At 70.7% G+C, this 6,036-nt stretch carries 7 protein-coding genes (1 of these 7 running past the window's edge); 5 read left to right on the forward strand and 2 right to left on the reverse strand.

Annotation, left to right across the window (positions count from 1 at the left end):
- Positions 1-38 precede the first annotated feature (38 nt).
- Together dapB and A8713_RS23490 are read left to right on the forward strand one after the other, a co-directional pair.
- A complete protein-coding gene (gene dapB, locus A8713_RS23485; RefSeq protein WP_064535571.1) occupies positions 39-791 on the forward strand; it encodes a 4-hydroxy-tetrahydrodipicolinate reductase in 753 nt (250 codons plus the stop codon).
- Positions 792-802: 11 nt separating this feature from the next.
- Positions 803-1,258: a hypothetical protein gene (locus A8713_RS23490; RefSeq protein WP_018569358.1), complete on the forward strand. Its 456-nt coding sequence runs from the start codon at positions 803-805 to the stop codon at positions 1,256-1,258.
- 37 nt (positions 1,259-1,295) lie between these two features.
- Here A8713_RS23490 and A8713_RS23495 read toward each other — a convergent pair whose 3' ends face one another.
- A complete protein-coding gene (locus tag A8713_RS23495) occupies positions 1,296-1,850 on the reverse strand; it encodes a hypothetical protein (protein WP_064535572.1) in 555 nt (184 codons plus the stop codon).
- A 134-nt stretch (positions 1,851-1,984) separates the two neighbouring features.
- On the reverse strand, positions 1,985-2,218 hold the full coding sequence (locus tag A8713_RS23500) for a hypothetical protein (RefSeq protein WP_064535573.1): 234 nt from the start codon (positions 2,216-2,218) through the stop codon (positions 1,985-1,987).
- Between the two features lie 201 nt (positions 2,219-2,419).
- On the opposite strand from A8713_RS23500, the gene thyX reads away from it, so the two are divergent.
- From thyX to A8713_RS23515, 3 genes are all read left to right on the forward strand, one after another.
- Positions 2,420-3,160 carry an FAD-dependent thymidylate synthase gene (gene thyX, locus A8713_RS23505; protein WP_064535574.1) on the forward strand — a complete coding sequence of 247 codons (741 nt, stop codon included), beginning with the start codon at positions 2,420-2,422 and terminating at the stop codon, positions 3,158-3,160.
- Positions 3,161-3,395: 235 nt separating this feature from the next.
- Positions 3,396-4,295, forward strand: a complete 900-nt coding sequence (gene dapA / locus A8713_RS23510; protein WP_064535575.1) for a 4-hydroxy-tetrahydrodipicolinate synthase — start codon at positions 3,396-3,398, stop codon at positions 4,293-4,295.
- 199 nt (positions 4,296-4,494) lie between these two features.
- On the forward strand, positions 4,495-6,036 hold the 5' portion of the coding sequence (locus tag A8713_RS23515; protein WP_064535576.1) for a ribonuclease J. It continues 144 nt past the right edge of the window; the window shows 1,542 of its 1,686 coding nt (coding positions 1-1,542); its start codon is at positions 4,495-4,497; its stop codon lies beyond the right edge, outside the window.

Genomic DNA, 6,036 nt, shown 5'->3' on the forward strand with positions numbered 1-6,036 from the left:
CCCGGTTGCCGCACCCCTTCGGTCAAAGGAAGCAAGAGATGAGCAAGCTGCGCGTGGCGGTCCTCGGTGCCGGGGGCCGGATCGGTTCCGAGGCCGTACGGGCCGTCGAGGCCGCCGAGGACATGGAGCTGGTCGCCGCCCTCGGCCGCGGGGACAAGCTGGAGACGCTCACCGAGAGCGGCGCCCAGGTCGCCGTCGAGCTGACCACCCCCGACTCGGTGATGGACAACCTCGACTTCTGCGTGGACCACGGCATCCACGCCGTCGTCGGCACCACCGGCTGGACCGACGACCGCCTCGCGCGGCTGCGCGGCCGGCTCGACCGGTCCCCGGAGACCGGTGTGCTCATCGCCCCGAACTTCTCCATCGGGGCCGTGCTCACCATGAAGTTCGCCCAGATCGCGGCGCCCTACTTCGAGTCCGTCGAGGTCATCGAGCTGCACCACCCGGGCAAGGTGGACGCCCCCAGCGGCACGGCCACGCGCACCGCCCAACTCATCGCCGCGGCCCGCGCCGAGGCCGGCACCGCCCCGGCGCCGGACGCCACGGCCACCGCCCTGGACGGCGCCCGCGGCGCGGACGTCGACGGTGTCCCCGTGCACGCCGTGCGGCTGCGCGGGCTCCTCGCCCACCAGGAGGTCCTGCTGGGCGGCGAGGGCGAGACGCTCACCGTCCGCCACGACTCGCTCCACCACAGCAGCTTCATGCCGGGCATCCTGCTCGGCGTGCGCCGCGTGGTGACCACTCCGGGCCTGACCTTCGGCCTGGAGCACTTCCTCGACCTGAACTGAGCCCCAGACCCATGCGCGCGAAGATCACCTACCTCGTCACGGCCGCCGTCCTGGTCTTCTACTTCGTCCTGGTCGGCAGCCGCGGCGTCCTGCTCATCGAGTCCGGCACGCTCGTGACGGTCACCTTCGGGATCGCCGTACTGATCCTGCCGGTGATCGGTCTGTGGTTTCTGTGGAAGAACACCGAGTTCGTCCGCCGGGCCAACCAGCTCGCCGCCGAACTCGACGCCGAGGGCGGCCTGCCCGTCGACCAGCTCAGGCGCACGCCCAGCGGACGGATCGACCGTGACTCGGCCGACGAGGTCTTCGCGCTGCGCAAGGCCGAGACGGAAGCGGCCCCCGACGACTGGCGCACCTGGTTCCGCCTGGCCGTCGCCTACCACGACGCCCGCGACACCCCCCGGGCACGCAAGGCGATGCAGCGCGCCATCGCCCTGCACCGGGGCAAGCCCGTCCAGGCGGCCTGAGACCGGGACGAGGACCGGCCCGGCGACGCGTACCGGCTCAGCGCTGCCGGTACTCGTCCGCCCACGCCTCCAGCGTGTCCGCCGCCCGGTCGAACGCCGGCATCCGGCTCAGGAAGTCGGCGTTGTGCGTGGTCAGCAGCGGCGGTACGGACTCCTGCGGGCGTCCCCTGCGGACCAGCAGCAGGGCCTGGCCCTGCACCGTCCGCGGCAGCCCGAGCCAGCGCACCGGCTGCTGGGCGGTACGGACGCTCACGACCTGGGCCCACGGGATCGTACGGGTGACCAGGAAGCCGGTCCGGCGCAGTCCGCGCGCGCTCACCCACACGCCCATGCGCAGCAGCCGCAGCGCCGCGGCGATGACGAGGACGCCCACGAGCAGGCAGACCGCGCCGCCGGTCAGCGCGCCGGTCAGCGCGATGACCACCGCCGACAGCATGATGAACGAGGCGATCAGCAGCACCAGCGCGGCCACCCCCACCCGCCAGGGGCCGGGGCGGTAGGGCCGCCGCCAGCGCTCGCGGTCGTCGAACGGCAGCGCGACATCGTCCGCTGCGTCGAAGGCGCGTTCGGCCGTCAGGAAGGGCAGGGGCACGGCGGGTCCTCACTCAATCCACGCTGGGGCTGTGCCCGGTGAGGCTATCCGGCCGTGTCGCCGCTCACCACCCGCGGGGGGCCAAGGGGGTGGCTGGGCGCGGGAGGGGAAGGGGATCCGAGAGGTCGGCGGTCTCAGCGGCCGTCGGAGGCCTGCTGGGTCTGCGTGGGGGAGTCCGTGGTCTTCAGCGCGGGCATCCCGAGCACCAGGGAGCCCACGAGCCCCGCGACGATGGTCAGGCCCAGCAGCCAGCGGCCGGCCAGCTGTGCGACGGACGCCCGCCGCCGGGGCGGGGGAGCGACATTGCTGCGGAACCGGTCGGCCTCTGCGACGAAGGCGAACGGGACGGGCTCGCGTCGACGGAACATGGAGGTACGGCTCCCTTCGGGGGTCGGTCGGCCCCGCGCGGACTCGAACGGGCGTGTCTCACTCATACAGACGCATGAGTGACCGGAAAGGTGCCCTTTTCCGGAAAATTCATGGGGCGCGTGGGTGAACCGTTACCCGTGGGACGGCCCCCGTAGAGTGGGCGCCGCCCGACAGCCGTGCAAGGAAGGACCCCCCGCGCCGTGACCGACACCCCCGCCGACGACCAGAAGCCCAGCTTCCGCAGCGATGTCACCGTCGAGCTGGTCAAGCACACCGCTTCGGACGCGGACGTGCTCTTCGCTGCCCGCGTCTCGACCATCGGCGAGCAGTCCCTCGACGAACTGGGCAAGGACCCCGAGCGCTCCCGGGGCCTGATCAACTACCTGATGCGGGACCGGCACGGCAGCCCCTTCGAGCACAACTCGATGACCTTCTTCGTCAGCGCCCCGATCTTCGTCTTCCGCGAGTTCATGCGGCACCGGGTCGGATGGTCCTACAACGAGGAATCCGGCCGCTACCGGACGCTCCAGCCGGTGTTCTACGTCCCCGACGAGTCCCGCAAGCTGGTCCAGCAGGGCCGGCCCGGCAAGTACGAGTTCGTCGAGGGCACCCAGGCCCAGCAGGAACTGGTCGGCCGGGTCATGGAGGACACCTACCGCGAGGCGTACGCCTCCTACCAGGAGATGCTGGCCGCCGGGGTCGCCCGCGAGGTCGCGCGGGCCGTCCTGCCGGTGGGGCTGTTCTCCTCCATGTACGCCACCTGCAACGCGCGCTCGCTGATGCACTTCCTGGGGCTGCGCACCCAGCACGAGCTGGCCAAGGTGCCGTCCTTCCCGCAGCGGGAGATCGAGATGGTCGGCGAGCGGATGGAGGCCGAGTGGGCGAAGCTCATGCCCCTGACGTACGCCGCGTTCAACGCGAACGGCCGGGTGGCCCCGTAGCCCGCACCGGCGGCGCGCGCCCCCGTCCTTCCCCGGGGCGCAGCCAGGCACAGATGTGCGGATCGACCGTGCGAAGTGTCCGTATTGCGGCATTTATGGAAGTTATCTAGCCTGATCGAACGGACCCGGCACTGCTTGAACCCCCGAGCAGGCAGTGCCGGGCTCCACTCTTGTCACGACTTGTCGCCCGCCCCGAGGGCAGACCCCGGCCTGAGCAGCGAGTAGCGTGTTACCCATGGCTCCGACCTCGACTCCGCAGACCCCCTTCGGGCGGGTCCTCACCGCCATGGTCACGCCCTTCACGGCGGACGGCGCACTCGACCTCGACGGCGCGCAGCGGCTCGCCGCCCACCTGGTGGACGCAGGCAACGACGGCCTGGTCGTCAACGGCACCACCGGCGAGTCCCCCACCACCAGCGATGCGGAGAAATCGGAGCTGGTACGCGCGGTCGTGGCCGCCGTCGGAGACCGCGCCCACGTCGTGGCCGGCGTCGGCACCAACGACACCCACCACAGCGTCGAGCTGGCCCGCGCCGCCGAGCAGGCCGGCGCGCACGGCCTGCTCACCGTCACGCCGTACTACAACAAGCCCCCGCAGGAGGGCCTGTACCGGCACTTCACGGCGATCGCCGACGCGACCGGCCTGCCCGTCATGCTCTACGACATCCCCGGCCGCAGCGGGGTCCCCATCAACACGGAGACCCTGGTCCGCCTCGCCGAGCACCCGAGGATCGTCGCCAACAAGGACGCCAAGGGCGACCTCGGCCGCGCGAGCTGGGCCATCGCCCGCTCCGGGCTCGCCTGGTACTCCGGCGACGACATGCTGAACCTGCCGCTGCTCTCGGTCGGCGCGGTCGGCTTCGTCTCGGTCGTCGGCCACCTCGTCACCCCCGAGCTGCGCACCCTCGTCGACGCGTACACCTCCGGCGACGTCCAGAAGGCCACCGAGATCCACCAGAAGCTGCTGCCGGTCTACACCGGCATGTTCCGCACCCAGGGCGTCATGACCACCAAGGCCGCGCTCGCCCTCCAGGGCCTGCCCGGCGGGCCGCTGCGGCTGCCCATGGTCGAGCTGACGTCCGAAGAGACCGAGCAGCTCAAGATCGATCTTGCCGCCGGCGGGGTACAGCTCTGACAACAGGACTTCGCGAGTTCTCTCGCACCGCCCGGATCCACCCGGAAACCACATCCGGGAACCGGGCACCACAACTGAACACGCACGAGAAACCGCAGGCCACCGGTGCCTGCGCAGTCCACAACGACAACTGCTTCAGCACGAAGTCACGCGCGCCACGTGCCCACCGGTACGTGGCGCGTGTGGTGAGGAGGGTCTTTTGAGTCACCCGCATCCTGAACTCGCGCCGCCCCCGCCGCTCGCCGACGGTGGCCTCCGCGTCACCCCGCTCGGCGGTCTCGGTGAGATCGGCCGCAACATGACGGTCTTCGAGTACGGCGGACGCCTGCTGATCGTCGACTGCGGAGTGCTCTTCCCCGAGGAGGAGCAGCCCGGAATCGATCTGATCCTGCCGGACTTCACATCCATCCGGGACCGCCTCGACGACATCGAGGGCATCGTCCTCACCCACGGCCACGAGGACCACATCGGCGGCGTCCCCTATCTCCTGCGGGAGAAGCCGGACATCCCCCTGATCGGCTCCAAGCTGACCCTCGCGCTCATCGAGGCCAAGCTCCAGGAACACCGCATCCGGCCGTACACGCTGGAGGTCGCGGAGGGGAACCGGGAGCGCATCGGCCCCTTCGACTGCGAGTTCGTCGCGGTCAACCACTCCATCCCGGACGCGCTGGCCGTCGCCATCCGCACCCCGGCCGGCATGGTGGTCCACACCGGCGACTTCAAGATGGACCAGCTTCCGCTGGACAACCGCCTCACCGACCTGCACGCCTTCGCCCGGCTGAGCCAGGAGGGCATCGACCTCCTCCTCTCCGACTCGACGAACGCCGAGGTCCCCGGCTTCACGCCGCACGAGCGGGACATCTCCGGAGTGCTGCGCCAGGTCTTCGCCGGCGCCGGCAAGCGGATCATCGTGGCGAGCTTCGCCAGCCACGTCCACCGCATCCAGCAGATCCTGGACGCCGCCCACGAGTACGGCCGCCGGGTCGCCTTCGTCGGGCGCTCCATGGTCCGCAACATGGGCATCGCCCGGGACCTCGGCTATCTGAAGGTCCCGCCGGGCCTGGTCGTGGACGTCCGCACGCTGGACGACCTGCCCGACCACGAGGTGGTCCTCGTCTGCACCGGCTCCCAGGGCGAACCGATGGCGGCCCTGTCCCGCATGGCCAACCGGGACCACCAGATCCGTATCGTCGAGGGCGACACGGTGATCCTGGCGTCCTCCCTGATCCCCGGCAACGAGAACGCGGTCTACCGCGTCATCAACGGCCTGACCCGCTGGGGCGCCCACGTCGTGCACAAGGGCAACGCCAAGGTGCACGTCTCGGGGCACGCCTCGGCCGGTGAGCTGCTGTACTTCTACAACATCTGCCGCCCCCGGAACCTGATGCCGGTGCACGGCGAGTGGCGCCATCTGCGCGCCAACGCCGAACTGGGCGCGCTGACCGGTGTGCCGCACGACCGGATCGTCATCGCCGAGGACGGCGTGACCGTCGACCTCGTCGGTGGCAAGGCCAAGATCTCCGGCAAGGTCCAGGCCGGCTACGTGTACGTCGACGGCCTCTCGGTCGGCGACGTGGGTGAGCCCGCGCTGAAGGACCGCAAAATCCTCGGTGACGAGGGCATCATCTCGGTCTTCGTGGTGGTCGACTCCACCACGGGCAAGGTCACCGCGGGCCCGCACGTCCAGGCCCGCGGCTCGGGCATCGACGACTCCGCCTTCGGCGCGGTCATGCCCAAGATC

This window comes from Streptomyces sp. SAT1, assembly GCF_001654495.1.
GTDB classification, from domain to species: domain Bacteria; phylum Actinomycetota; class Actinomycetes; order Streptomycetales; family Streptomycetaceae; genus Streptomyces; species Streptomyces andamanensis.

Coding starts and splice junctions, on each gene's coding strand:
- dapB (WP_064535571.1), top strand. CDS start 39: ATGAGCAAGCTGCGCGTGGCGGTCCTCGGTGCCGGGGGCCGGATCGGT.
- A8713_RS23490 (WP_018569358.1), top strand. CDS start 803: ATGCGCGCGAAGATCACCTACCTCGTCACGGCCGCCGTCCTGGTCTTC.
- A8713_RS23500 (WP_064535573.1), bottom strand. CDS start 2,218: ATGTTCCGTCGACGCGAGCCCGTCCCGTTCGCCTTCGTCGCAGAGGCC.
- dapA (WP_064535575.1), top strand. CDS start 3,396: ATGGCTCCGACCTCGACTCCGCAGACCCCCTTCGGGCGGGTCCTCACC.